The 23,228-nt window shown below is 40.8% G+C and carries 34 protein-coding genes and 2 pseudogenes; 13 read left to right on the forward strand and 23 right to left on the reverse strand.

The genetic code is table 11. The features are described 5' to 3' along the window. Positions 1–175 precede the first annotated feature (175 nt). Positions 176–574: a single-stranded DNA-binding protein gene (locus DWY55_RS19265; RefSeq protein ID WP_005868746.1), complete on the reverse strand. Its 399-nt coding sequence runs from the start codon at positions 572–574 to the stop codon at positions 176–178. A 331-nt stretch (positions 575–905) separates the two neighbouring features. On the opposite strand from DWY55_RS19265, the gene DWY55_RS19270 reads away from it, so the two are divergent. Further along, entirely contained in the window at positions 906–1,103 is a 198-nt protein-coding gene (locus DWY55_RS19270; protein WP_007564676.1) for a hypothetical protein, read from the forward strand. A gap of 218 nt (positions 1,104–1,321) precedes the next feature. Next, positions 1,322–1,483 carry a hypothetical protein gene (locus DWY55_RS22080; RefSeq protein WP_005868748.1) on the forward strand — a complete coding sequence of 54 codons (162 nt, stop codon included), beginning with the start codon at positions 1,322–1,324 and terminating at the stop codon, positions 1,481–1,483. Between the two features lie 157 nt (positions 1,484–1,640). Here the strand turns inward: DWY55_RS22080 and DWY55_RS19275 are convergent, their stop codons facing one another. The 3 genes from DWY55_RS19275 to DWY55_RS19285 all read right to left on the reverse strand — a co-directional run bounded on the left by DWY55_RS19275 (position 1,641) and on the right by DWY55_RS19285 (position 3,758). Beyond that, complete coding sequence (locus DWY55_RS19275) at positions 1,641–2,918, reverse strand: type II toxin-antitoxin system HipA family toxin (RefSeq protein ID WP_005868749.1); 1,278 nt, start codon at positions 2,916–2,918, stop codon at positions 1,641–1,643. After that, entirely contained in the window at positions 2,915–3,253 is a 339-nt protein-coding gene (locus tag DWY55_RS19280; RefSeq protein ID WP_005868750.1) for a helix-turn-helix domain-containing protein, read from the reverse strand. The genes DWY55_RS19275 and DWY55_RS19280 overlap by 4 nt, the downstream gene beginning before the upstream one ends. Positions 3,254–3,422: 169 nt before the next feature. After that, a complete protein-coding gene (locus DWY55_RS19285; protein WP_005868751.1) occupies positions 3,423–3,758 on the reverse strand; it encodes a single-stranded DNA-binding protein in 336 nt (111 codons plus the stop codon). 331 nt (positions 3,759–4,089) lie between these two features. On the opposite strand from DWY55_RS19285, the gene DWY55_RS19290 reads away from it, so the two are divergent. Continuing rightward, on the forward strand, positions 4,090–4,287 hold the full coding sequence (locus tag DWY55_RS19290) for a hypothetical protein (protein ID WP_007564664.1): 198 nt from the start codon (positions 4,090–4,092) through the stop codon (positions 4,285–4,287). Positions 4,288–4,631: 344 nt separating this feature from the next. Here the strand turns inward: DWY55_RS19290 and DWY55_RS19295 are convergent, their stop codons facing one another. Both DWY55_RS19295 and DWY55_RS19300 read right to left on the reverse strand, forming a co-directional pair. Beyond that, complete coding sequence (locus DWY55_RS19295; protein ID WP_005868753.1) at positions 4,632–5,114, reverse strand: DUF3990 domain-containing protein; 483 nt, start codon at positions 5,112–5,114, stop codon at positions 4,632–4,634. Further along, on the reverse strand, positions 5,111–5,560 hold the full coding sequence (locus tag DWY55_RS19300) for a DUF3791 domain-containing protein (protein WP_005868755.1): 450 nt from the start codon (positions 5,558–5,560) through the stop codon (positions 5,111–5,113). Before DWY55_RS19300 ends, DWY55_RS19295 begins: the two co-directional genes overlap by 4 nt. Positions 5,561–5,996: 436 nt before the next feature. Between DWY55_RS19300 and DWY55_RS19305 the strand changes: the two genes are divergently transcribed. Beyond that, positions 5,997–7,160, forward strand: coding sequence for an IS4 family transposase (locus DWY55_RS19305; protein ID WP_005868407.1), 1,164 nt, complete (start codon positions 5,997–5,999; stop codon positions 7,158–7,160). A gap of 193 nt (positions 7,161–7,353) precedes the next feature. On the opposite strand, the gene DWY55_RS19310 is transcribed toward DWY55_RS19305, so the two are convergent. Together DWY55_RS19310 and DWY55_RS19315 are read right to left on the reverse strand one after the other, a co-directional pair. Beyond that, positions 7,354–7,968, reverse strand: a complete 615-nt coding sequence (locus tag DWY55_RS19310) for an SLOG family protein (RefSeq protein WP_005868759.1) — start codon at positions 7,966–7,968, stop codon at positions 7,354–7,356. A 1-nt stretch (position 7,969) separates the two neighbouring features. Beyond that, complete coding sequence (locus DWY55_RS19315) at positions 7,970–8,536, reverse strand: phosphoribosyltransferase (protein WP_005868760.1); 567 nt, start codon at positions 8,534–8,536, stop codon at positions 7,970–7,972. Positions 8,537–8,934: 398 nt separating this feature from the next. Between DWY55_RS19315 and DWY55_RS22085 the strand changes: the two genes are divergently transcribed. Next, positions 8,935–9,135 carry a hypothetical protein gene (locus DWY55_RS22085; RefSeq protein ID WP_008782408.1) on the forward strand — a complete coding sequence of 67 codons (201 nt, stop codon included), beginning with the start codon at positions 8,935–8,937 and terminating at the stop codon, positions 9,133–9,135. A gap of 212 nt (positions 9,136–9,347) precedes the next feature. Here DWY55_RS22085 and DWY55_RS19330 read toward each other — a convergent pair whose 3' ends face one another. From DWY55_RS19330 to DWY55_RS19350, 5 genes are all read right to left on the reverse strand, one after another. Then, positions 9,348–9,626: a hypothetical protein gene (locus DWY55_RS19330; RefSeq protein ID WP_224201642.1), complete on the reverse strand. Its 279-nt coding sequence runs from the start codon at positions 9,624–9,626 to the stop codon at positions 9,348–9,350. Between the two features lie 74 nt (positions 9,627–9,700). Next, the gene (locus tag DWY55_RS19335; protein WP_005868762.1) at positions 9,701–10,024 is read right to left on the reverse strand and encodes a hypothetical protein; all 324 of its coding nucleotides are present in this window, start codon (positions 10,022–10,024) and stop codon (positions 9,701–9,703) included. Positions 10,025–10,053: 29 nt separating this feature from the next. After that, positions 10,054–10,617: an N-6 DNA methylase gene (locus DWY55_RS19340; RefSeq protein ID WP_225990576.1), complete on the reverse strand. Its 564-nt coding sequence runs from the start codon at positions 10,615–10,617 to the stop codon at positions 10,054–10,056. A 177-nt stretch (positions 10,618–10,794) separates the two neighbouring features. Then, on the reverse strand, positions 10,795–11,058 hold the full coding sequence (locus tag DWY55_RS19345; RefSeq protein WP_005868765.1) for a hypothetical protein: 264 nt from the start codon (positions 11,056–11,058) through the stop codon (positions 10,795–10,797). Between the two features lie 56 nt (positions 11,059–11,114). Continuing rightward, a complete protein-coding gene (locus DWY55_RS19350; protein ID WP_005868767.1) occupies positions 11,115–11,594 on the reverse strand; it encodes an LPD28 domain-containing protein in 480 nt (159 codons plus the stop codon). A gap of 410 nt (positions 11,595–12,004) precedes the next feature. Here DWY55_RS19350 and DWY55_RS22090 point away from each other — a divergent pair, with 410 nt between their 5' ends. From DWY55_RS22090 to DWY55_RS19375, 4 genes are all read left to right on the forward strand, one after another. After that, positions 12,005–12,205 (forward strand): hypothetical protein, encoded by a 201-nt coding sequence (locus DWY55_RS22090; RefSeq protein WP_118036830.1) that lies wholly within the window; start codon positions 12,005–12,007, stop codon positions 12,203–12,205. 197 nt (positions 12,206–12,402) lie between these two features. Continuing rightward, positions 12,403–12,657, forward strand: coding sequence for a hypothetical protein (locus DWY55_RS19365; RefSeq protein WP_120178286.1), 255 nt, complete (start codon positions 12,403–12,405; stop codon positions 12,655–12,657). A gap of 45 nt (positions 12,658–12,702) precedes the next feature. Then, on the forward strand, positions 12,703–13,029 hold the full coding sequence (locus DWY55_RS19370) for a hypothetical protein (RefSeq protein ID WP_005868769.1): 327 nt from the start codon (positions 12,703–12,705) through the stop codon (positions 13,027–13,029). 14 nt (positions 13,030–13,043) lie between these two features. After that, positions 13,044–13,421, forward strand: coding sequence for a hypothetical protein (locus tag DWY55_RS19375; RefSeq protein ID WP_005868770.1), 378 nt, complete (start codon positions 13,044–13,046; stop codon positions 13,419–13,421). Between the two features lie 61 nt (positions 13,422–13,482). On the opposite strand, the gene DWY55_RS19380 is transcribed toward DWY55_RS19375, so the two are convergent. From DWY55_RS19380 to DWY55_RS19400, 5 genes are all read right to left on the reverse strand, one after another. Continuing rightward, a complete protein-coding gene (locus tag DWY55_RS19380; protein ID WP_005868772.1) occupies positions 13,483–13,755 on the reverse strand; it encodes a hypothetical protein in 273 nt (90 codons plus the stop codon). Positions 13,756–13,767: 12 nt separating this feature from the next. Continuing rightward, positions 13,768–14,052 carry an HU family DNA-binding protein gene (locus DWY55_RS19385; RefSeq protein ID WP_005868774.1) on the reverse strand — a complete coding sequence of 95 codons (285 nt, stop codon included), beginning with the start codon at positions 14,050–14,052 and terminating at the stop codon, positions 13,768–13,770. A 99-nt stretch (positions 14,053–14,151) separates the two neighbouring features. Continuing rightward, positions 14,152–14,550: a hypothetical protein gene (locus DWY55_RS19390; RefSeq protein ID WP_005868776.1), complete on the reverse strand. Its 399-nt coding sequence runs from the start codon at positions 14,548–14,550 to the stop codon at positions 14,152–14,154. A 49-nt stretch (positions 14,551–14,599) separates the two neighbouring features. Continuing rightward, on the reverse strand, positions 14,600–14,920 hold the full coding sequence (locus DWY55_RS19395; protein ID WP_005868777.1) for a type II toxin-antitoxin system PemK/MazF family toxin: 321 nt from the start codon (positions 14,918–14,920) through the stop codon (positions 14,600–14,602). Beyond that, positions 14,914–15,162 (reverse strand): AbrB/MazE/SpoVT family DNA-binding domain-containing protein, encoded by a 249-nt coding sequence (locus DWY55_RS19400; RefSeq protein WP_005868778.1) that lies wholly within the window; start codon positions 15,160–15,162, stop codon positions 14,914–14,916. The genes DWY55_RS19395 and DWY55_RS19400 overlap by 7 nt, the downstream gene beginning before the upstream one ends. Before the next feature lie 433 nt (positions 15,163–15,595). Here DWY55_RS19400 and DWY55_RS19405 point away from each other — a divergent pair. From DWY55_RS19405 to DWY55_RS19420, 3 genes and pseudogenes are all read left to right on the forward strand, one after another. After that, a pseudogene (locus DWY55_RS19405) lies at positions 15,596–16,448 on the forward strand (virulence RhuM family protein). Between the two features lie 16 nt (positions 16,449–16,464). Next, positions 16,465–16,794: a hypothetical protein gene (locus DWY55_RS19415; protein WP_005868780.1), complete on the forward strand. Its 330-nt coding sequence runs from the start codon at positions 16,465–16,467 to the stop codon at positions 16,792–16,794. A 41-nt stretch (positions 16,795–16,835) separates the two neighbouring features. Continuing rightward, the gene (locus DWY55_RS19420; protein ID WP_005868781.1) at positions 16,836–17,432 is read left to right on the forward strand and encodes a recombinase family protein; all 597 of its coding nucleotides are present in this window, start codon (positions 16,836–16,838) and stop codon (positions 17,430–17,432) included. A 112-nt stretch (positions 17,433–17,544) separates the two neighbouring features. Here DWY55_RS19420 and DWY55_RS19425 read toward each other — a convergent pair whose 3' ends face one another. The 5 genes from DWY55_RS19425 to DWY55_RS19450 form a co-directional block, all read right to left on the reverse strand. After that, positions 17,545–17,943: a hypothetical protein gene (locus tag DWY55_RS19425; protein ID WP_005868782.1), complete on the reverse strand. Its 399-nt coding sequence runs from the start codon at positions 17,941–17,943 to the stop codon at positions 17,545–17,547. 348 nt (positions 17,944–18,291) lie between these two features. Then, entirely contained in the window at positions 18,292–18,702 is a 411-nt protein-coding gene (locus tag DWY55_RS19430; protein ID WP_005868783.1) for a hypothetical protein, read from the reverse strand. Positions 18,703–18,878: 176 nt separating this feature from the next. Then, positions 18,879–19,505 carry a RadC family protein gene (locus DWY55_RS19440; protein WP_005868785.1) on the reverse strand — a complete coding sequence of 209 codons (627 nt, stop codon included), beginning with the start codon at positions 19,503–19,505 and terminating at the stop codon, positions 18,879–18,881. 881 nt (positions 19,506–20,386) lie between these two features. Continuing rightward, entirely contained in the window at positions 20,387–21,595 is a 1,209-nt protein-coding gene (locus tag DWY55_RS19445; RefSeq protein WP_005868786.1) for a hypothetical protein, read from the reverse strand. A 203-nt stretch (positions 21,596–21,798) separates the two neighbouring features. Continuing rightward, on the reverse strand, positions 21,799–21,972 hold the full coding sequence (locus DWY55_RS19450) for a hypothetical protein (RefSeq protein ID WP_224201638.1): 174 nt from the start codon (positions 21,970–21,972) through the stop codon (positions 21,799–21,801). Between DWY55_RS19450 and DWY55_RS19455 the strand changes: the two are divergent. Beyond that, positions 21,954–23,213, forward strand: a pseudogene (locus tag DWY55_RS19455) (IS1380 family transposase); the annotation flags it as partial. The gene DWY55_RS19450 and the pseudogene DWY55_RS19455 overlap by 19 nt on opposite strands. Positions 23,214–23,228: the final 15 nt, after the last annotated feature.

The raw sequence follows: 23,228 nt of genomic DNA on the forward strand, positions 1-23,228 counted from the left end.
GTTTGGAACTTCTCTTTTCTGGTTTGCCCATAATCAGCCGCATAGCGGATGACTACGGGCAAACCGGGAATGAGAACAGTCATTCCGATGAAGGGGAGGGTGGGGAAGAATACTGCGTGAACGCAAAAACACTCTCGGATATGTAGCAAAAAAAAGCGGCACTAGGCCGCTTCAATCATTTGCTTGCTTTTTTCTTTTTAGAGACAGCCTTCTGTTTAGGCTGATCCGGTTTTTCTTCTTCTTTTTCCGGAGCCGGATAAAACTTGGTGGCTACCATCACAATGCGGTTACGCTTCTCCCCACTTTTAGAATCCGTCCATTCTTCCGGCTTAAAGTAGCCTTCAACGGTTATCAGCTCACCTTTTTTCAATACATCGAAGGAATCCAGTGCTTCATTCTTTCTCCAGGCTTCAATCCCCATGAAAGCGGAAACATAAGAGGTTTCTTCACCTGTCTTGTCTGCACGGCTGACCGCGATAGAAAAGCGTGCTACGCTTGCTGTTTCAAAACTACGGATTTCTGCATCCTTACCGATAAAACCTGTTACTGCGAATGAATTTTCAATCTTTTTCATATCTCTGATTTTTTAGAAGTTAATTAATCAATTTTACAGTGCAATAACTGATTGTTGGCTTTGGGGGACACCATGAAAAAAGATATAAATACTCTTTTTATGCTGGCCGGAAAAAGGAAGATTTGTAACTTTTTTATTGGTGAAGATGGCAGCAAATAATTCGGGTTAAATACGCTTTTTATGCAAGGCAAAAAAAGGAAGATTTCAGACGAATAACAACGTGGTGTTTGTGAATCGTCCCCTTATCCCCGTAAAAGGGGTTAGCAACAATCTATATTTGCAACGGAAAATGATTTGACTTCCCTAAAAAATGATATGAAAAAGACAAAACTTGAAAATCAGCAACAGGTTTGGAAAGGATGCAAAAAACAACCGGTCAGACAGCAAGCATGGCACATTCCGAAAATATGGTCAGCCGCCTATCGACACACCGGAAGAAACCTCTGCAATTCCTTTTAAAAAAATGAAGCCGAAGAATGAAGCATACAATATTCCACGTATCGAAAAAAGTGACTGCACGATAAAATGAAAGGCTGCAACGGAAGAACAGACTTGCGGATTCTGCGGGGAGAACATAACCATACAGGCATACAGCCACTACAACTGTTTCCGGAAAAAGAAGATTATACAACCGGAAAAACAGAAAGGCATCCACTCGGAGAAAAGCAAGCAAACGATTGAAGCGGACTGCCGATTTAGCGGCGAAATATCCGACTACCTATATACAGCCCTAAAAGGCTGGGGCATATGGGTAAGCAACAGACTGCCGGGCAAATAAAAGGAGAGTGGCATAGCCGCCGGAAAGAGGTTGTCTCGATGTGGCCGAAGCTCCGAAAGCAGACCGGATATGCCTCTCTCCTTTGCCTTCCCCATTCCTGGATTTCACACAATCACGGAGCCTGCGAGTGACTATGAGAAATCCTGAAACGGGGACAGTCACTCCGCTGAAAGGGTGGGTGGGAAACATGTGACTTTCTCCAAAATAACAAATAGGGGTATAAAGATCTCAAAAGAAAAGAAAGCCGTTCCAGAAAAGACTGGAGCAACTATCACCATCTACTGTTCTTTAAGTTAATTGCAGCAAATCCAAATCATCAGTGACCAATCCATCCAATACATGTTGGATTTTATCAAATATAGCCTTATCTATGCCATACGTGGCGCATAACGATTGAAATTTGCTTACAGCATCGAACACCTGTAATATCTTCTTTTCGGGCTCCTCTACAAAATCCTCGGCAAAGTTGACGAAATCACTTGTAGTCAAGGCAGACCTTTTGCCCATCACGCCCATCGAATGAATGTGTGCTGAAGAATTTTCCCATGTATTTGCCGTGAACATTACATCATATGCAGGTGATAAACGCCATACCCCTGCCTTATCCATGATAAACGATATGTTCTTATTATGATCATCGGATATACCTGCGACATAATTAAATACCATTCTGATAAATATCTGATCTTTGTCTTCCTGGGGAAGTTTCAGAGTCTCTGCTATCCAACACAGCTTCATATAATCATCTGCACCCGGCATAATGGCCGCAAGGGTCTGACTAAAGAGCTTTTCTCCATTCTTACGATCAAATCTTTCCGTTACGAAATGATTTCTTCCATCAATTTCTTTCAGGAAGCATGGCATCATGTTGATTCCCGCCGCCTTTGCCATTTCGCTATATACCATTTCTATCTCTGTGGTAGGAGAGTCATCTGCTTCTTTAAATTTGATGATATACTGCTTAAAATTTTCAGGCAAATCCACCTGGCCGGAACGAAACTCTTCCGTTTCGAGATTATAGGCAATCACTGCCTTCGGGCGCATGCCACCGGCAGAAGTTCCAAGATATATCAACTTTTTCATCGTGAGGCTATCCTCCGGTGATATGACAGCAGCATCTCGATCATTATATATTTTAGAAGCCAAAGTTGCCAATGATGACATATTTACTGACTCATGGATGGCATCATCATTAAATTCCGGTTCAAATTCCAATGCTCCCATAGCCCTCTTGCCAATATAAGAGAGCTTCAATAGAGGCAATGATTCCGTAACCTTTATATTATTATCCGTGAGCCATTGGTCAAATAGGGAAGCCCCCCATTTGTCAGGAAGCGCATCTGCAAGAAATTCCGGAAGCCCTTGATATAATTTATCTTTATTCCCATAGAAAGACGCAAACAAAGGGGTTCTCTTAGGGTGTGTGGAAGGGCATATATCATAATCTTGTTTCCTATATTCATCCGTAAATTGGAATACAGAACAATGCTTTTCAAAGTCCCAATTCAATTTGCCAATGCAAGTCCCCCACAGATATACATTCACTATAATCGGCTCTTTCTTCATACCATCTTACGTTTACCGTTAATTCTTTGTATTCTTTTACCTGTTTTTTCATTGATTAGGAAAGGGGAGTCTGGAAGTTCCGGAACCAAACCGACAACGCCTTCAAGAGTTCCACTTATACGCAAAATCTTAAGCAATGTACTTAGGGCAATATCACTTACTTTACAAGATTCTATTCTCTTAATAGTAACGATAGATACTCCTGCCTTATCCGCAAATTCTTGCTGGGAAAAACAGCAGCTAAGTCTTATAGACTTAACTCTCTTGCAGATTTCCTTTACAATACATTCATCTGAAAATTCGTATATTGTATATGTATCATATAATCTTTTCATAGAAAAACATATTTAGGTATCATTTTTGATACAAAAATACCGATAAATCTGAAAATCACCAAATTAAGAAACACTTTTTTTATAATCTTCTGCCGCATTAGCAAACGATTGAAGCGACCTTGTGCCGCTTCAATCGTTTGATTGCTTTTTCTTTTTAGTCCGGGGGTTCTTATTTTTCCGGAGTCGGGTAGAACTTAGTAGCTACCATCACAATGCGGTTACGTTTCTCCCCACTTTTAGAATCCGTCCATTCTTCCGGCTTAAAGTAGCCTTCAACGGTAATCAGTACATCTTTTTGCAGTATCCAAAAAGCATAGCGGTCTTCCATCTTACTCCAGGCTTCAACTTTCATAACAGAGGAAACAAATGTTTTTTCTTCATTTATCTTGCCTATGCGACTGACCACAATAGAGAAGTGTGCAACCTTTACTATTTCGAATAAATGGATTTCTGCATCCCTACAAATCCTGCCTGTTACTGCGAATGAATTTTCAATCTTTTTCATATCTCTGATTTTTTAGAAGTTAATTAATCAATTTTACAGTGCAATAACTGATTGTTGGCTTTGGGGGACACCATGAAAAAAGATATAAATACTCTTTTTATGCTGGCCGGAAAAAGGAAGATTTGTAACTTTTTTATTGGTGAAGATGGCAGCAAATAATTCGGGTTAAATACGCTTTTTATGCAAGGCAAAAAAAGGAAGATTTCAGACGAATAACAACGTGGTGTTTGTGAATCGTCCCCTTATCCCCGTAAAAGGGGTTAGCAACAATCTATATTTGCAACGGAAAATGATTTGACTTCCCTAAAAAATGATATGAAAAAGACAAAACTTGAAAATCAGTAACAGGTTTGGAAAGGATGCAAAAAACAACCGGTTAGACAGCAAGCATGGCACATCCCGAAAAGATGGTCAGCCGCCTATCGACACACCGGAAGAAACATCTGCAATTCCTTTTAAAAAAATGAAGCCGAAGAATGAAGCATATCATATTCCACGTATCGAAAAAAGTGACTGCACGATAAAATGAAAAGCTGCAACGGAAGAACTGACTTGCGGATTCTGCGGGAGAACATAACCACACAGGCATACAGCCACTACACCTGTTTCCAATAAAAGAAGATTACACCACCGGAAAAGCAGAAAGGCTCCACTCGGAGAAAAGCAAGCAAACGATTGAAGCGGACTGCCGATTTGGCAGCGAAATATCCAACTACCTATCTACAGCCCTAAAAGGCTAGGACATATGGGTAAGCAACAGACTGCCGGGCAGTCACTCCGCTGAAAGGGTGGGTGGGAAAAAACTAAGTGGACGCAAAAAACAACCTTACCATTGGGGGATAAACTTCCCCCTATTTTCACTTCACATATTCTTTACCCCACTTCAATTGATTCAACAAACTTCAACAACAAAGCGACTGTTACCGTATGAAATGAAAGCTGATTGAACAACTTATGCGCTTTCAGCATCTCAATAGCGGCTTCAGCCGTAACAACTCTCTGTTCATAAAGCCGAATTGTCGCATATAACTGGTCATTTGCGACAGGCCCCATTATTAGGTCATAGTCACCGTTTTCTCTTCCTCTGCGGTTGTTGACAACAAACTCCAGCCATTCTTTTGTCGCACCCATAAACCGAAGAACCGGATATTCCCTATCAAGAATATCATCGGGAACTTCATAAACAGAGACGATTGCTTTTTCGCTCTGTTCCCTGTTCTTCTTCAACAAAGCCCATTTTTTTGCTTGTTCAAAGTTGGTTGTCGTATAAAATCCCTTCCCAAAGTCCGTAGCCTTCCGTCCTTTCTGTATATTAGGGCGTTTCACGGTAACTGTAGATCCATGAAATAGTCTCATTTTCTTTTATTGATATAAGTCGTTATAGTATCTAATATATATTCGGGGTCTTGGGTATGAAGCATTTCAAAAGTCTCATCCAAAAAATCAAAAACCCCATAGTCCGAAAACAACAACAAGGTTTCTTCCGCACTTTGTTTCTTTTCCTCCCTATAATTCTCAATGCAGAACATCTTGAAAAGCAGGATCTTCGTGTCACCGTTATACCGTCGTTTTTCTTCTGTTTTTTCCTTCTCCAATGTTTCATAAAGCGACAATGTACTTGAATACCATAACTTGGTACTCTTATCCAGCAAAGATTTATACAACTTGGAAGAATATATATAATACAGTGCATCGCCTAAAGGCAATGCCTTTTTCTTCATGACCAGTTCTACCAGCTCTCTCATCACGAATGGGAGCATGGTTGAGTCAAGTTCTCCTTGATTTTTATGAGTAATTTCCATATTCTTGTTGTTATTACTTTAGCATATTTTCGAAAACACCTTCTTCACAGTTCTTTATACACACCTGACACTCGGCCACCACTTCTCTTAATATTCGGGCACATTCTTCATTCGAATGCCCTTGCAGTAATTCATAGGCATATCGCATCAGTTCATTAGCTTCCATTGTTTCCATCCTTATCAATAATATTCAAGTTCATCATTATTTTCTGCAACGACTCCATATTTGGAGTTCCTAACCAACACACACCTATGCAAAAGGTCATATTGTTCTCTGTATCTGAAAAACGCATATTGTTTTACCTTTTACAAACATTGTTGTCCCATTAAAATCTAAAAGAGTTCTTTGAAATATTTGAAATTTAGTTAGTTACAGCGATTTTCCGAGCGAACGGACTTGAATTTGTAGCTTTGCATCAGATTAATCCGATGGCATATGTTCCAAGACAAATACGTTTTCGCTCAATTGGCTTCATTTCTGAATCGAAGTAAGTTTAACCGCATAGTCACCAAGTATGATGGTGATAAATATGTGAAGCACTTCACCTGCTGGAATCAACTACTTGCTTTGATGTTTGGTCAACTTTCTAATCGTGAAAGTCTGCGAGATTTGATAGTTGCTCTTGAAGCTCATCATTCCAAATGTTATCATTTAGGAATGGGTAAAAATGTATCAAAGTCATCGCTGGCAAGAGCAAATCAAGATAGAGACTATCACATCTTTGAAGAATATGCTTACTACCTGGTTAGCGAAGCACGACAAAAGTGTGCTAATCATATTTTCAAACTTGGCGGTAACGTTTATGCTTTCGATTCGACTACTATTGACCTGTGCCTTTCAGTCTTTTGGTGGGCAAAATTCCGCAAAAAGAAAGGTGGTATCAAAGTGCATACATTATATGATGTGGAAACACAGATTCCTGCATTCTTTCATATCACGGAAGCATCCGTACACGATTCTAAAGTTATGATTGAAATTCCTTATGAACCAAGCTCTTATTACATCTTTGACCGCGGTTATAACAACTTCAAAATACTGTATAAAATTCATCAAATTGAAGCCTACTTTGTTGTCAGAGCAAAAAAGAATCTCGGGTACAAATCCATCCAATGGAAACGTAGGCTGCCTAAGAATGTGCTTTCAGACGCAAGTGTATTTCTGACAGGATTCTATCCTAAACAATATTATCCAGAGCCACTTAGATTGGTTAAATATTGGGATGAAGAACAAGAACGAGAATTTACATTCATAACCAATGCGATGCATATATCTGCGCTTCAAGTTGCTGAACTTTATAAAAATCGCTGGCAGGTAGAGCTGTTTTTCAAATGGCTCAAGCAGCACCTTAAAATCAAAAGATTTTGGGGAACTACAGAGAATGCTGTTCGAATACAGATATATGCTGCTATATGCGCTTACTGTTTGGTGGCAATCATTCAACACGATATGCAACTGAACAGAAGTACATATGAAGTGTTACAAATACTGAGCATCTCATTGACTGATAAGACTCATCTGAGAGACCTCTTTGATAAAACTAAATTTCAAAATGACAAAGAACGATTCGGACCAAATGGGCCAAGTTTATTTAATTTTTAATTCGTCCCAATTTTAATGGGACACTAATGTTTTACAAAGGTAAAACAATTAAGTAAAATTCATCTATCATTGCTTTTCATATTTATTGTGTCTTTCTCTTTTGCATCGGAAGTATTAGCACTTACAGCAACCAGACAGTATGACATCGCCACGTTTGATCATACCGCTGGAAAACAACGATATACAATCTGAATCAAAACAGATTGTATATCACCAATTTCTTTTTTTGTGCCTTGTTAAACGTATAAGAAGTTCCTCCGGCAGATTTTCCATCCCAATAGGCAATCAGCCTACAGGCGTGTGAAATCATGTAATCATTACGGTGGGCATAGCATTGGGCATAATAATATTCGGATAGAACTACCACCTTGTCGGCTTGGCGCAAAATATCAGCATACCTCTGTTTGTCCTCTTTGTTGAAATACACATCTTGCCCGACATAAGGAACAACCGCCACCAAAACCATATCGGGATATTGTTTCCTTTGTTCAAGTACGGTATGAGCAGCCATCATGTCAAATCCAACCGCACAACCAATATAGAAAAAACGGATTCCATTCTCATAGCAGAAACGTACCTCTTCATTCAACGATACGGACAAAGCATATTTATTTGTTCGTATCGTTCTATGACCGGTAAAAGCAACGGACATCATTTTCATCCATTTATCACGTGCCTTTCTACATATATCCAACGAACCTGCCGAAGTTTCATACACCATTCCATTCACCTCATAACGATAAGTGAACCAAGTAGTATCTCCAAAGATATCCTTCTGCTTCTCTATATAACTCTCTTTTTCTTTCATCTTATAACATACGGACAACTGTTTTACCTAAAAAGAAACCTCCCAAAACCTCACCTCCTATTTTTTCCAACTGACATGCGAAACGAGCATACGAAAACCCTTTTGTTAAAATATCGTCAAATACCAAGATTTTCTTACCCCGAAAAAAGTCCTTGTCAAATTCTATCACTTGTACTTTTTGAAGCGACTTGCTGTCAAATTTCTCGTGAATAGCCAAACGATCTCCACTGACACGTATATGTTCATACGCATTGATAGCACCTGAAAACTTACACACAGCCGAAGCAAACCCCTTATAACGAAGTTCATTCTTATCAGCGGAAGAAGCCGGAACACAAGCAAAAACAATATTCTTAACATCATCACCAAAAACTTGATGTAACTTATTCGCTATCATCCAAGCTATATTCAAATAAGCTTTTCCATCCTTAAAACTCCATATCATCTTACGAATTTGCCATTCTCTTTCCGTTGCCTGCCGATATTGCATAGGAAGATACTCAAAGAAAGAAAACATCATCTTATGCCATTGTCTGTCTAAACTAGGATATTTACTCTGATGTGCCATAGTCTTTTATCTATTAAAATTAAACTTATGCTTCAGCTAGATTTAAAGACCTTTTTTTAAACCCCTTTCCGGGATGGCCTTTTCTTTCTGCCGACTTTTTTTTTGAGCTTTCATGCCCCATCTGAGTTTATGAGCCTTTTTTTTACGGCACACAACAATAAGGAAGGAGGGATTAAGAAAAGTTTTGGACGACAAAAAATGTTGGGGACAGCGAAGCCGTCCGGCGTTATTTTTTTCGGGACAAAGGGCGAAGACCGGAACTCTTTCGTATCCATCCACCGAAATAAATTTGCCGCTCAAAAACAAAGGATCTCAGATGGAGCTATGAAAAAAGCACATTAGGGGAGGCAGAAAACAAGGAAAAGGGCAGTACGGAAAGTAAAACAAGCCATACGGTTTTGCAAGCAAAACCATACTCCTATCTCCCTGCCACAAGTGACAGGGGGGAACGGGTTAGCAACGGACTGCCGGGACAAACGGTAAAAGGAAGGGACTGCAATACGGAAGAAGGAGGTTGTTTCGGCAATGCCGAAGCTCCGGATGATGACCATTGCAATCCCGCCCACGTTTGGAACTTCTCTTTTCCGGTTTACCCATAATCAGCCGCATAGCGGCTGATTACGGGTAAACCGGGAATGAGAACAGTCATTCCGATGAAGGGGAGGGTGGGAAAGAATACTGCGTGAACGCAAATTAATGGGATTACCAGTAACTCCAAGCGTTTTTTGCTACTTTTTTGGGGTGCTTGCCAAAAAGTAGCGGACAGCAAAATACCCTCCCTTCCCTAATCCCAAAGAAGGGAGAATGTGCTTCATTGAAGGTATATAGGTTCCGTTCCCTGATTATAACAATACATAGTGTTATTTCTGAAACCATCAAAGCATATATGAAAATCATCGAAATCCTGTTCCGTGGCCAAACGAACCTTATCACTCAACAAAACCATGCATTGTTTATTGACAGATGTAGCCAAAGAGGTAGTACGTCCCGGCTTTATCTCCAATGCCACCACATAAGAAGTCCTTCGTGGATAGATATACCCAATAATTTCCTCATTGAGTACAACCAAACGAATAACATCTTCATTCAAAACGGGAATATTATTAATTTTGCCCATCATTGTTATAATATAAATCAGTTTATAATCATTAAAATACAATATCATTACAAATGATACCTATAATTTTTATAGGTAAACTTTTCCACCGAGACCACCTCATAAAGATAGTCTTCATGGCAAGAAGCCATTATACAGTTCTCACATTCAAGAATAGGATTTATAACTACACGGAATTTAATAGTGCCGTCCACCAGAACAAACTCCACCCGATTAAAGAACCCTTGTAGAGAATGCCCTTCCTTATCCATCAGACGCACTACTTCACCTGTAAAAACAGCCAATTCCTTAGCCTGCCATTTCGCTTTACGCAAACAACTGTTCGCCGCTTTGACGTTCTCATTCACCTCTTTTGTTCTTATTGCTTTCATACCAAAATCCTTTTTACATATTTATCTTGTCAAAAATCAAAAGTCAGCTGCGTAGCCCTTGCGTTGCTCTGAATCGACCTCTTCAATTCAGAATTATCCTCCATTGCATTTTCAAGTTTCCTAATAAAAGAAGTGTCACCTGCTTCCGTTATCTTTAAAATAGGCAACCATACTCCGGCTATCAGCTGTAAATCTATATGATAACTTCTCCAATGCTGCATTGTCAATGTATTCATCCATGCGACTTCACCGGGTACGCTATTCATCATCAGATTGACAACGGTCATCTTTACACAAATCAAATCTATATCCGAGCCATAACAAAAAAGCCTTCCTCCATCATTCTCTTCCGCACATTTTTTTACAGCGGAAAGTAGCATCCTGCCGGAACCACAGCACGAATCACAGACCGACTGTTTAGGTTTCAGCCTATTTCCCCCCATACATGCCATCAAATCAGCAACGTGTATCGGGGTAAAGAACTGTCCGTTATTCCCATGACTGACACACTCCATGAACATATCTCCCAAGACATCGCAAAATCCTTCCGAATATTCAGACACCCTATAAAACATTTGAACAAAAAGTTCCATTTCATATGGCTTATATCTTTTTTCCACTCTACGATAATCCTCCGCCAACATCCCGACAGACAAATAGTAAAGACAAACATCCAAAAAATCCCGAAAGGCTTCTTCATATCCCCGACTGAAAGCAAGCTTTTCATAAAGTTTCATTATCTCCTTTGGTATCATACTTTTCTGACTTCATTATTCACAACATTCTATATTCCTTGTGCCATAGATTTTATCAAAAGCCGCTTTTATCTCCGAGCGATATTTACAGTCCTTCTCAAAACAAAGTTGTTTTGTCCAAAAATCGAAATCAAAACCATCGGTATTATCAATCGTTACAGAAACATAATCAGTCATACCACTCTGACATACAACCGTATGCCGATTTACACAAAAGTGGTCATTTAAAGCAGTTTCTTTTCGGGTAATGCGTTCTACCATCTTATCTATCCACTTCATACTTATAATATTTTATGTAATTGCCCCATTCCAAGAGGCAGTTACGGTTATACTCATTAAAAATCGTTCTCGTTCAAAAACAGCACATCGCCTTTCATCACCATCCAATTAATCTCACTCAGATGATAGCCACAATGCCCACTCAAAAAAATCTCAATCTCTTCAGTGGTCTGCAATCTCCTGTCTGGGCTTATCACCGCAACATTACCGGAATTACAATCCAATACAGCCAGTTTCTCATAAGCCCACTCACCAAACTGGCAGAACTCGATAAAATTGGTATAGGTTATCCGTATGCTATTGTTTGCATCAAATTCAAGGGGTGACTTTGTAATGAATGAACCTGCATGATTCACCACCACAGAGGGGCTAATCTCTGCCAATGAAGATAAGCTGTCATCCCATCTAATCTCATAAAGGAAAAATCCTTTTGGCAATGAATTGCGGTCTATACGATAACTGGAAAAAAGACCGTCTATCGTTTCATTAATAACTAACTGTTCATAATCTCCTTCTAAATAGTGTACTCGTGACATAACTCGTTGTTTTTTGGGATTGTTAAACTTCTAATTTTATGCTTCAGCTAGATTTAAAGACCTTTTTTTAAAACCCCTTTCCGGGATGGCCTTTTCTTTCTGCCGACTTTTTTTTTGAGCTTTCATGCCCCATCTGAGTTTATGAGCCTTTTTTTTACGGCACACAACAATAAGGAAGGAGGGATTAAGAAAAGTTTTGGACGACAAAAAATGTTGGGGACAGCGAAGCCGTCCGGCGTTATTTTTTTCGGGACAAAGTGCGAAGACCGGAACTCTTTCGTATCCATCCACCGAAATAAATTTGCCGTTCAAAAACAAAGGGTCTCAGATGGGGCTATGAAAAACGCACATTAAGGGAGGCAGAAAACTAGGAAAAGGGCAGTACGGAAAGTAAAACAAGCCATACGGTTTTGCAAGCAAAACCGTATTCCTATCTCCCTGCCACAAGTGGCAGGGGGGAACGGGTTAGCAACGGACTGCCGGGACAAACGGTAAAAGGACGGGGCTGCAATACGGAAGAAGGAGGTTGTTTCGGCAATGCCGAAGCTCCGGATGATGACCATTGCAATCCCGCCCACGTTTGGAACTTCTCTTTTCTGGTTTGCCCATAATCAGCCGCATAGCGGATGACTACGGGTAAACCGGAAATGAGAACAGTCATTCCGATGAAGGGGAGGGTGGGAAAGAATACTGCGTGAACGCAAAAACACAGTATGTCATCTTAAAACAATATCTTTAAAAAGTTTTTCAGAAGAAATGCTTACCAATATCCTAATAATTATTACTTTTGATAACATAATACAACGATATGGAAAAGAAAAAGATTACAATAGAGGTAGAACCAGCTACAGCCGTAGCTACCGTCGGTTTATTGCGTGGGATATTTCCCAGTATCATCGAACAACTGGAAAGGCAAGCCGCAACAAACGGCAGCCCCTTAAAATTCAATAAAGTAGAAAATATGCAAGAAGTATTGGATGAGATTTATGAAAAGTGCATTGCCGAAACGAACCTCTGGGAGTTTGCCCAGGCGCACTTAAATAGTGACGGATTACCTAACTGATACAGAAATACGGAATCTGCCAGCCATCCTTATTCCAAATAACAAATGGTACAGAATTACACACCTGTCATGTGGGATGACAAAGCATTTGCCTTTGTCCCCTACGAAGCATTCAGTGATTTGCCACATTATCCCAAAGAAAAATGTGAGCAAATTTGCAAAGAGCTGAACAGCCTTATAAGACTATGTACTTATAGGCCGAAAAAGGAAGATATTTATTTTCATCCGGTAAGTTATGTACGTCGTTCCGGAGGTTTCATAGTTACGGATAATCAGGCATCCTTTGAGAAATGCCCCTATCCTGCTTGCGCAGACCGTCATAGCTGCCAAAAAATATGTGATTTGATGAACCGTATCATTGAAGAGTCTTAATTATATAAAATACCATGGAACATCCAAACTCCAAATGCAGAATAGCACAAGCTGAATATTTAAGTCGGCTACCTGAAGAAGAACGGGAAAATAAGGCCAGAGATATTAGAATCGGAAACGCCAGCTATATTTACCACCAACAAGCGGTTCCAATCCAAGAAAACAGATTGATAATGTATTATAAAGAGTGGTTGGAAGGTCTTCCTCCCAACATTTCACGCCATATGAGAATGCTTGGATTTGAAGCATGTAAGACAATGATTCCGTTTACGAGATATGTGAACGAAAGAAACGATATTGGTATGCGTGACTGGATGCAAGAGCATCTTTCACCGAGTGACTTCAACTATTGGCAGGAACTTTCGAAAAAAGCAGGTTCGCCAACATTTTAATCCCATCCCGTTCAATACGCTGCCTGAAGAATAAAAGGTGCGTATTAAACGAGAATATTTTTTAGCGTTTAGTCATCTCTTCCCGCACCAGTTCCGTTTCTGTCGGGGAGAGTTTCGGCAATTTGACAGTTGCCGGACTTTCTAACTGGTAAGCCTTCACCTCATTGATAAGCAGCTGCCAGTCAAAAAGAAATTCTTCGGAACAACCATGTTTACGATAAATTTCTTTTGCTGCTTCCAAAATCTCAGGAGCGCAAAAATCGTCTCCCTGAAAGACAACTGCCGGACGATCATTATTGATACAGTCTCTCAATAATCGTAACTGATCTTTCATTGTGTTTACCTATTATGCGTTCTGTTGTTTTACCATTTTCAAAAATTCGTCAGACGGTTTAAATGCCGGTATGTTATGAGCCGGAATAATCATAGTAGTATTCTTAGAGATATTCCGAGCTGTCTTTTGCGCTCTCTTCTTCACTATGAAACTACCGAATCCACGAAGATAGACATTTTCCTCCTTACCCAACGAAGTCTTTACCTCGTTCATGAATCCTTCCAAAACAGCAAGCACCGCTTTGCCGTCGATGCCGGTTCTGGCAGATATTTCCTTTACGATTTCCGATTTAGTCATTTCTTTATAATTTGAAAATTAGCGTGCAAAGATAATTAATCCAATGGATTATTTAAAGTCTGGCATCCGCAGCAAGCCCTGCCTTCGCCCAATGAAGTGTTAAATTGTTGCGTATGGGTCAAGTTCCTTAATCCGCTTACACAAATAATCAAAGCGTTTCTTGGTAAGCGGTGTGAGTGTATCGAGGTTCTTGCCATCGAAATTCTCTCCGAAAATAAGGTCGTCCACTCCTATGCCGTGATTGTAATTCTCGCGCACGCAATCACGCAGAATCCAAAGGTTATGCAGGTTCACCCAGTCGGCTGTAATGTTTCTGATTTTACTGAACAGCAGCGCAGCAGTGTAAAGGTAGTGTCCGCAATGGTTGTAGTCATGCAACACCAGCTTGCCCTGGTAATAGATGTCGAAATCCTTGTTTTCTTCATCTTCCTTTGTATCGCAGTAGAAGAATGGAATGTCTTTCAGACCGTCCCAATTAATATAAGTAGTTGGCTTCATAATATCTTTTTTGAATACGCTACATAACCTGTTATTTGCACACTTTCCATTATTCACAGAACATTTGATGAAACACTTCCTTCAGTCTTTTTATCTCACTGAAATTCAAATCTCCAATCTTTCTTTTCAGCCGGCTTTTGTCCACCGTGCGAATCTGATCCGTGGCTATCTCCCCATCACGCCCGGCTACAGAACACAGAACCCGGTAAGGATAGTTCCTTATGGTGGAGGTTATCGGAGCAATGACTACTATTGTAAGGTACATATTCAAATCTGAAGGAGTTACAACAACACATGGCCGTGTCTTTGCCATTTCACCCCCACGGGTAGGGTCTAACTCTACCCAATACACTCCATACTGTTCTACCATGTCCAATCCTCAAACTTTTCATCCTCAAACACATCAGGGATAAGCAACTCATCATCCCCATTCTCATGGGCACGTTTGGCAGCTTCCGCCCATCCCTGCCGTGGTTGTGCCTTTATCACAATATTGTTCCCGTCCAAAGAAATGCTCACAGCCGATTTCAAGGACAAACGCAACTGTTTCAATATCTCGGAAGGAAGTATTATCCCCTTGCTGTTTCCAATCTGAATAATGTTTGTTACCATAATGTTATAACTTTAAAATTGATTATCACAACACAAATATAGACAAAGTTATAACAATACCAAAAGAAAAGCCAACTTTTTTCCATTTTCACCGATAACCCGGCCAACGGCTGCACTCGTCGGGAGGCTAGTGCCCCCCTTGCCGTGCGGCGCTCCCCGACCTATGATTCTTATCATGTCTTGTGTCCTTTTCTCCGCTTCTAACAAACAAATCTGCATAAAATATAGATTTGCGTTTCCATTTGAATTTTAGTTATTTGATACCCTAACTATGAATAGCAAACAGATAACTGATTTTTAAAACAGCAGAATGTTTCTGTTTTATTAAAATAAAAAGGGAACAAATTTTTAAGGTAATACTTACGGAAAAAACAGACTTTATAACGTTTCTTTTTCGTACATTTGCAACAATATAATAAAAGCGAAACATATAATGGAGAAGCAAGGAGAAATCATACTATACCAACCGGATGAAGCTGTAAGGTTGGAAGTACGTTTAGAAGATGAAACCGTTTGGCTCACACAAGCGCAGATAGCAGAACTTTTTCAACGTGACAGAACCGTTATTACCAAACATATAAATAATGTTTTTAAGGAAAAGGAATTGGAAGAGAAAAGCAATGTGCATTTTTTGCACATTGCTAATTCCGATAAGCCTGTCAAGTTCTTTAGTCTAGACGTAATAATTTCAGTTGGATACAGAGTTAAAAGCGTAAGAGGTACGCAATTCAGGCAATGGGCAAATAAAATTTTAAAAGAATATTTATTGAAAGGTTATTCTATAAACCAACGGCTCAATGACATGGAATATAGAATGAACAATAGATTCTTCCAAATAGAGAAAACCATTGCTGAACATGATGCAAAGATAGACTTCTTTGTACGCACCTCATTGCCTCCGGTGGAAGGTATATTCTTTGACGGTCAGATATTCGATGCGTATAAGTTTGCTACAGATTTAATAAAGTCTGCCAAATGCTCACTTGTGCTTATCGACAACTATGTAGATGAATCCGTGTTACTCATGTTGAGCAAACGAAACAGTGGAGTATCAGCTACTATTTATACACAAAATAAACGCACAGCTCCAACTTGATTTAAACAAACACAATGACCAATATCCTCCCATTGAAGCTAGAACCTACAAAAGTAGTCATGACCGCTTCTTAATCATTGATAATACGGAAGTATATCATATTGGGGCATCGCTAAAGGATTTGGGCAAGAAAATGTTTGCTTTCTCCAAACTGGAACTTCCTGCCCATACGATAATTGATGTATTATGAAATAAGCTAATCACCCATGCGAGAAGCGGAAGAGAATATAAAATTCAAGATGGAAATTGACGTATTGGTTCCCATTCCACGTACTGTCACCCGTGATTTCACCAGTTTGAAGCACCTGCGTCAATGGCAGAAACGGAATGACATCGATGGTTCTCTTTACTGTTTTGCACACCGGGAATACCTGCTCAACGAAAAGGGAGAATGGGAACAATTTACCGTTATCGGCAAACAGGTAGTGACTATCGGAGAACTGGAAAGGCTTCTTTTGGCAATGAAGCAAAAGGGGTTCAACCAATACAGCCGTGAGGAATATGAAGAATTAATGTCTTCATATTTGAAAAAGTGAAGAATTAAAACCTTCATTACACATTTAAATACGAAAACAGGATGAAAATAGGATATGCCCGTGTTTCCACCAAGGAACAACATCTGGATATGCAACTGGAAGCGTTGAAGGCTGCCGGATGCGAGAAAATCTTCTCTGAGAAAATGACCGGACGTCAACAAAACCGCCCGGAACTGGATGCCTGCCTGAGCTTTCTCCGGGAAGGCGACACACTTGTCGTATATAAGCTGGACCGGCTTGGCCGTTCGCTGAAGAATATCCTTACGCTATTGGAAGATTTCAAGAATAGGGGCATCCAATTCACCTCACTGCAAGACAACATCAGTACGGAAGGCGCAATCGGCCAACTGATGAACAACATTCTCGGTGCTTTCGCTCAGTTTGAAAGAGACCTTATCTATGAGAGAACCCAAGAAGGCAGAAGAATCGCCAAGGAAAAAGGTGTCAAATTCGGCAGAAAGACACTTATCAACAAAAACAACATCGCCAAGCAGAAAAGCTGCATCCAACTCTATGAATCCGGAACGCCGGTAAGGGAGATACAGAAAATATTAAACATAGGCAGTAGCGGAACAGTATATCGCCTATTAAGAAGGAATGGAATTGCGCTGAAATCCGAGAACAAAAATAACAAATAACGAATAAACCTCTGCCCATCCTTCAAAGATGATTCTCAAAGATCGTCTGCAATTCCACCTCTCAGCAAGATTATAGGAAAGTCCCCTTCACGGGGACTGATTTTTTTTAATTTTAATACAATAACTCCATGCACTCCTGTACCGCTTTTTCCAATGCTTCTTCCAAACAACAAAAAGCGTCCGCATTACTTTCGGAGTCATACAACACATAATCTCCAGCCCTCACAACCACATGCCAGACCGCCACGTTTTGTTCTGTTTGAAACGTATATTCACGAGTCTGTATCATCCATTGGATACATGCTGCCAGTGTCGGGCACTCGCACATATACATCGGGGTATTCCTTCCCTCAATATCGGTGCGTAGCCTATCCTGTTTGTCATACCAATACTCACAAGGCACGTAATAGTATAATTCCTTCATCATAAGAGCTGTGTCGCTATTAACCAATCTCTCTTTGTTGATTTGTGTAATCAAATTTTCCATATTAGCATTATTTAAGTTGAACATCTGATTTATTCTTCAGCTAGATTCAAGACCTTTTCATTTTTTGTATCGGGAAGGTCTTTGGTCAGCCGACCTTTTTTTTGATGTCATTCCCCATCTGAGTTCTGAGCCTTTTTTCGGCATATCAAGGTCTGGATTGCAAGCAATAAGCCAAGTTTCACTTATGGAAAATGTCGGGAAGACACTTCTTCATCGTTATTTTCCATACAGTAAAGGCGCATGGCCGTAACTTGCCATTTGCGGAATCCCGAAACCTTTGCCGAGCAAAAAGCCGGACTCGGATCGGAGGAAAGAAGCCGGGGGAGGCAGCCCACAGAAAGGGCAATCCGATACAATCAAGAAATTAACCTGCTATACCCTTGTGCGAGTGAAATAATCCATCATAGACACTACATACCTAAGTAGTGGTATCAATACACCGATCACATATATCATAGCGTAGCCCAAAAGGACAAAAGGTAATGTTTTACGATAAAGACATGCAACAGCGAGCAATATAAACGAAAAAGAAAAGCCATAAACCCCATATTGAAAACCGGGTATCAACTCATAAACAGGTACGGGTTCCGGATGAAGCATGGCTCCGGCCACAATAGAATAAAGGCTGGTCAATAATATAAGCAGCGTATATAAGCAACTCTTAAGAATCCTGGGATCATTCCTTTTACAATAGAGAATCGTTCGGATATCACTTCTAAGAAACTCAATGCCCAGTAAGAGAGCCACCATAACGCCTGTATCAAAAGTAGAAAATACATTCATTCCGATCACCTTTGGCGCGAAGATATGTATTTATTCTGAAAAGCCACGTCTTTGCGTATTTTACGATGTCGCATCCGATAGTCCGGGAAGCATTTTTTTGGTTCTTTTTTGGGGTGACTGCCAAAAAAGAACCCCGAAGCCGAAATCCCGGGCAGACGGGATTTCTCCCGTCCACCTTACCTATTTTGCAATCTTCCCTCGTCCGCATAGCTATAATAGTTATTGCCTGCCACAATCACATGGTCAACCAAACGGATGTCTAATGTTTCAGCGGCTTTTTTAACTGCTTCCGTCAAGCGGTCATCCGCACTGCTGGGCTTGCGTGCTCCTGATGGGTGGTTATGTACCATGATAAAAGATACGGCGTTATAATACAATGCCTGCTTCATGATAACCCGTATATCCACAGGGGCGGTATTTATCCCGCCGCATGAGATACGGACTTTACGGATGAGTTTGGACGAACTGTTCAGCAACAGCACCCACATCTCTTCAGTAGCTATATCGCACAAAACAGGATGCATCATTTTATAAACATTATTGCTGGATAAAAGCGCAGGACTTTCAACTTGCCCTTCTTTCAGCCGTTTATATAGCTCAATCGCCGCATAAGCGACTTTTTTACGGCTGGGTGTTAGTGTTTCCAGTACATCAGACAAGCACAATCCTTCTATTTCCATCTGTTCATACTTATATTCTTCACGTTTCAGTTTCTCACTGTTCGTCAAGGTATAAATCAACTCGCTGTTTTCCATCACCCGATAAACGTCATTCACTTCAAATACGGTTCTCTTCGTTTTCATACTGCCAAAAATTAAAAGATTAATACTCGCAAACATCGCTTGTCGCCCCAACCATAAATTTTTCCTCAACTGATTGGGAACAGTGCATTGAAGAGAAAGCGGGAAAGACGGATCAGAACGGGATTGAACTGGTAAATACTACCTCCCGGAATGGGAGGATGGAGATTTGGCTTTTCAATATCGGGCGTTCCGGCCACGCCTACCTTCGCAATGTTCCTATCAGTTCAGGAAAAAATCATCATACCTCTCTTCCGGCATAGCCGGAGCGTAGAGCGTTAGGGATAGCAGGGAAAAGCCTGGAGGGTAACGAGGACTTGCAACGAATAGCCCGGTCAGAAGGGAACGCCCTGAAAAACTAATTCGGATACAGAAGATGAACAGAACCGCCTTCCAATCATATAAAAAAACGTGAAAATCAACACATACTTCCGAAAAATCTTTTTCCGAAAGTACGTATAGGGCATGTGAAGGGAAAATTTATTTTCCCAGTCATTTCTATGTTATCGCTTTGGGGATATTTAAAGGGGTTAGGAGTTTAGGTCTTTATTATGTATTTTGGTGGATGGTTTTACACAGCCGATACCTTTTATTTAAAAATTTCTCTCTTTTATTTCACTGATATACCGACATATAAAAAAAACAGGGATTACCTATTCCCTTCATTAACGGGTGGACGGTTTTACACAGCTAACAAGTGAAACCGGACGCTTTTACACAACTAAAGCAAAAGGAGTGGACGGTTCTACACAACTAGAAGCAACAAACGGGACACTTCTACACAACTAAAACAGGCAAAGCGGATGACTCCACACATCTAATCACCCCAATAGGGACACTTCTACACAACTAATTCTATAAAAAACCGTGAAACGTGGACGGTTCTACACAGCTGGATCGTCCATGTTCACCGCCCCGTCCGTCTCCGGAGATATGAACTCTTCAGGAGCAGGAGCAACTTCCGTTCCATTGGCACTCTCCAACTCTTCCTGTGCCCATCCTTCCGGAAACCTGCCGAATACAGCCACGAAATCACTGATATATATCTGTTTCTTCTTTTCTACGCTTTCCGGGGAGTTTGCCCATAAAAGGAACTCTTTATACAGTCCGGCATCTTCCTCCACCTCTTTGATCTTCTTCCTCCTGACAGCCATATCCGTGTCCGGGTAGGCAATCTCGACATACAGCCCAAGCAGGTTCTTATAGAATTTCTTCACCACGACAGCATATTGTCCTTCATCAAAATAGTGCAGCGTATGCCTAGGAAACGAGAACAACACGGTATATGCCCATCTCTCATGATCGCCTTTCACAAAAGAGAAATTGAAATTGGTATATTTCAGGTAAGTATTCATCTTTTTCAGTATCGAGGCGACCTTCTTTTTCCGGTCTTTGGGTTCGGCAATCTCTATGCCGAGCTTTTTAGCCAGCTGATCGACTGTCAGCACATAAAAAGGAGCCTCATTCTTGGTGGTCTTATACTTGATCAGGTAAACCATCTTGGAAAGTTCCAGATAGAAATAGCGGTAACGGCTGGGCAGGCTACGGTAATCCTGAAGTTCCAAGAGGTTATAGAGCGAGAACATGAAATTCTTTATCTCCGGGCTTACCACTGCCGAGTACAGCCTTTTCGTTGACTTCTTCGTCTTGAAATCGGTCATTATGTCGAAACGTTTCAAGATCTGCACGAAATTATAGGATGTACGGCCATCCTCGCCAATGGTCGGATAGCAGAGGTTCTCCAATCCCAGTTTATAGAGAGCCGCCTCAAAAACCGTCTCGATAGGATGGCTGATTCTCTGTCCTGCCGTGTCGGTACATACATATTCCGGCTGCATATTCTTTCCGAACATGGCCGCGAGCTGCCGGCTATCCAGCTTGCGCTGCAAGTTGGTACGGTCATACCCCATCTTACGGCAGAAGTCTTCTACGGAGAACCAGGAAGTCCCGAACAAGTCTTTGAGGTGATAGCTGCCCAGGTATATGATCAGATCGAGCATGACATTTCCACCTGCCTCATACAACCGTTCAATCAGCACGGAATTATAGCTTTCCCCAAGCACCCTAGGGACACGAATCAGTTCTTTTGCCATGATAATACTTACAAAATCAATCCTTTCTCTGTTTTCATTGCCACAAAGATAGGCATACCGGCCAACATACGCGTCATAATTATCAATCAGTTTTAACGGTATGACCGGTATGGGAAAAGGAGAAGTACTTTCCTGAAGAATGCTTTATCCGCCCTTCATCAGAAAGAAAGCATCTTACACCTGTACCCCATAGACATCCTATATTACTTTTTCAGTTCTTCCGATAAAAAGGAACGGTCTATCAATACTTGCACCAATGGTTTCTCTTTGACAAACTCATCAAGCTCACGCTTTATCAATTTATTGCCCAACCCTATGCGTCGTCCAAATTCCTCGAAATCCTTCCGCCCTACCTGATGAGCAATTTGACTCCACATTGTCATCTGTAATCGACTCAACCCTCGGTCTAAGGTGTAGATCGTTAGGTTATCAGTACAGCGAAATCATCCGTTCTCTCATGAGTATCTACTTCTGTGGTGGCTCATGTATTGAGGATGTCACTACTCATTTGATGAACCATCTCTCGCTTCATCCGACACTTCATACTTGTAGTTCTGATACTATCCTCAGAGCGATAAAGGAACTGACGCAAGAAAACATCTCATACACATCAGATACGGGTAAGAACTACGATTTCAACACGGCTGACACTCTCAATACTTTACTGCTCAATTGTATGTTTGCATCTGACCAACTGAAAGAGGGTGAGAAGTATGATGCAAAGCCTACATACAAGAAGTTCTCTGGTTATCGCCCTGGCGTGGCGGTTATTGGTGACTTGATTGTTGGCATTGAGAATAGCGATGGTAACACAAAAGTTCCATTTCATGGCACGTTTTCTCGCCATGGCAGAGCTTAAGTAAACTTAGCTCTGCTCATCTGGCTTAACGAAAACCTTCGTTTTCATCAGAAGGACACGCTGAAGAGGTTCTTTGAGAGATTTGAACAGAACAGGCTCACTATCAATCGTTTCAGAGCTGATTGCGGATCATGTTCCGAGGAAATCGTGGAGGAAATAGAGAAACACTGCAAGTCCTTCTATATCCGCACTAACCGCTGCAGTTCGCTCTACAATGACATATTTGCTCTCAGAGGCTGGAAGACTGAGGAAATCAATGGCATTGAGTTTGAATTGAACTCTATCCTTGTTGAGAAGTGGAAGGGTAAAGCATACCGACTTGTGATTCAAAGACAGAAACGGATGGATGGTGTGCAGGATCTTTGGGAAGGAGAATACACATACCGTTGTATCCTGACTAACGACTATGAATCTTCCGTAAGAGAAATTGTCGAGTTCTATAACCTTCGTGGAGGAAAGGAACGTATCTTTGATGATATGAACAATGGTTTCGGGTGGGACAGATTGCCCAAATCCTTCATGGCCGAGAACACTGTGTTCCTTCTTCTTACAGCACTTATCCGTAACTTCTACAAGGCCATTATCCAAAGACTTGACGTAAAGAGGTTCGGACTCAATGCAACAAGTCGCATAAAAGCGTTTGTCTTCAGGTTTATCTCTGTACCAGCCAAGTGGATCAGGACATCAAGGCGGTATGTGCTGAATATCTATACCTGTAACAATGCTTACGCAGATATTTTTCAGACTGATTTTGGATAACGCCTACAACTTATG

Origin of the sequence: Bacteroides sp. AF25-38AC, from assembly GCF_003602995.1 — a bacterium.
Classification (GTDB): domain Bacteria; phylum Bacteroidota; class Bacteroidia; order Bacteroidales; family Bacteroidaceae; genus Bacteroides; species Bacteroides uniformis.